The 2,345-nt window shown below is 41.2% G+C and carries 2 protein-coding genes; both read left to right on the forward strand.

Going from position 1 to position 2,345, the window contains the following annotated elements:
- A partial coding sequence (gene vncS / locus SMIDD26_RS04450) for a sensor histidine kinase VncS (RefSeq protein ID WP_061439185.1) occupies window positions 1-980 on the forward strand: 980 nt, incomplete at its 5' end.
- Window positions 981-1,120: 140 nt separating this feature from the next.
- Entirely contained in the window at window positions 1,121-2,002 is an 882-nt protein-coding gene (locus tag SMIDD26_RS04455; protein ID WP_001018997.1) for a class II fructose-bisphosphate aldolase, read from the forward strand.
- Window positions 2,003-2,345: the final 343 nt, after the last annotated feature.

The following is a 2,345-nucleotide window of genomic DNA, read 5'->3' on the forward strand; positions in this document are numbered from 1 at the left end:
AAGATGGTGGCACCATGATCCTGCAATTTTTAGCTTCCATGGATTTGCAAAAGGAAGCAGAGCAAATCAGTCTCCAGTTTCTCCCCTATACCTTGTTGGCATCATTTCTAATTTCTCTTTTAGTGGCCTACATCTATGCTCGGACCATTGTTGCCCCAATCTTGGAAATCAAGCGGGTGACCCGTCGGATGATGGAACTGGATGCTCAAGTACGATTGCGCGTGGATTCTAAGGATGAGATTGGTGATCTCAAGGAACAAATCAATAGCCTTTACCAGCATCTTTTGACTGTCATTGCGGACTTGCATGACAAAAATGAAGCCATTCTCCAGCTGGAAAAGATGAAGGTCGAATTCCTACGAGGGGCTTCTCATGAATTGAAAACACCTCTGGCTAGTTTGAAAATCCTGATCGAAAACATGAAAGAAAATATTGGTCGTTATAAGGATAGAGACCACTATCTGGGAGTTGCCTTGGGGATTGTGGATGAGCTCAATCACCATGTTCTGCAGATACTTTCCCTCTCGTCTGTACAGGAATTACGAGATGATAGGGGAAAGATTGACTTACACCAGATGACGCAAAGTCTGGTTAAGGATTATGCCTTACTAGCCAAGGAAAGAGAACTCCAGATAGCCAATAGTTTGACCCATCAGCAGGCTTATATAAACCCATCTGTCATGAAATTAATTCTTTCTAACCTCATCAGCAATGCTATCAAGCACTCCACTCCAGGTGGCTTGGTTGGCATTGGAGAAAGAGAAGGGGAATTCTTTATAGAAAATAGCTGCAGTCCTGAAGAACAAGAAAAACTAGCCCAATCTTTTTCTGACAATGCTAGTCGTAAGGTCAAGGGGTCTGGTATGGGCCTCTTTGTGGTCAAGAGTTTGTTAGAACATGAAAAATTACCCTATCGTTTTGAAATGGGGGAGAATCGTTTAACCTTCTTTATAGCTTTTCCAAAAGTTGCCCAAAGTTAGGGAGAGAAAGGGTTTACATAGATGAAGCTAGAAGAAATTCAATCGAAACTGCGGGAAAAACTAGATTTTTTTGTCAAAAAGTGATAAAATGAACAATGTAAATGGGATGACCCATAAAAATATACAGGAGGCCTGATAAAATGGCAATCGTTTCAGCAGAAAAATTTGTCCAAGCAGCTCGTGACAACGGTTATGCAGTTGGTGGATTTAACACAAACAACCTTGAGTGGACTCAAGCTATCTTGCGCGCAGCAGAAGCTAAAAAAGCTCCAGTTTTGATCCAAACTTCAATGGGTGCTGCTAAATACATGGGTGGTTACAAAGTTGCTCGCAACTTGATCGCTAACCTTGTTGAATCAATGGGTATCACTGTACCAGTAGCTATCCACCTTGATCACGGTCACTACGAAGATGCACTTGAGTGTATCGAAGTTGGTTACACTTCAATCATGTTTGACGGTTCACACCTTCCAGTTGAAGAAAACCTTAAATTGGCTAAAGACGTTGTTGAAAAAGCACACGCTAAAGGTATCTCAGTAGAAGCTGAAGTTGGTACTATCGGTGGTGAAGAAGACGGAATCATCGGTAAAGGTGAATTGGCTCCAATCGAAGACGCTAAAGCAATGGTTGAAACTGGTATCGACTTCTTGGCAGCTGGTATCGGTAACATCCACGGTCCTTACCCAGCAAACTGGGAAGGTCTTGACCTTGACCACTTGCAAAAATTGACAGAAGCTCTTCCAGGATTCCCAATCGTATTGCACGGTGGATCAGGTATTCCTGATGAGCAAATCCAAGCAGCTATCAAACTTGGTGTTGCCAAAGTTAACGTTAACACAGAATGCCAAATCGCATTCGCTAACGCAACTCGTAAATTTGCTCGTGACTACGAAGCAAACGAAGCAGAATACGACAAGAAAAAACTCTTCGACCCACGTAAATTCTTGGCTGACGGTGTAAAAGCTATCCAAGCATCAGTTGAAGAACGTATCGACGTATTCGGTTCAGAAGGTAAAGCATAATCTAGCTGAATAATACAGATGAAACCTGCCCATTGGGTGGGTTTTTTGGTGTTTTAAGGAGACTATTAAGCCAGAATATTATCGTTTTAAGAGAGAAATCTTTAATTTTATAATCTGTAGGCAAACGCTTGCATTTTAGTTTTTATTGAACTATAATAGGTTGGTATAAAGCCTTCTGTAGTAATAAAATGTAGAAGGTGTAGAAAGTAAGGATTTAGAATATTTGTAGTCAAAAGACAATGTTGCAATTCCTTACCATAGGGAGATAGATATGGCAATGATAGAAGTGGAACATCTTCAGAAAAATTTTGTAAAGACTGTTAAGGAACCGGGCTTGAAGGGG

It is taken from the genome of Streptococcus mitis, assembly GCF_001579035.1.
Taxonomy (GTDB): Bacteria; Bacillota; Bacilli; order Lactobacillales; family Streptococcaceae; genus Streptococcus; species Streptococcus mitis_J.

Coding starts and splice junctions, on each gene's coding strand:
- SMIDD26_RS04455 (WP_001018997.1), top strand. CDS start 1,121: ATGGCAATCGTTTCAGCAGAAAAATTTGTCCAAGCAGCTCGTGACAAC.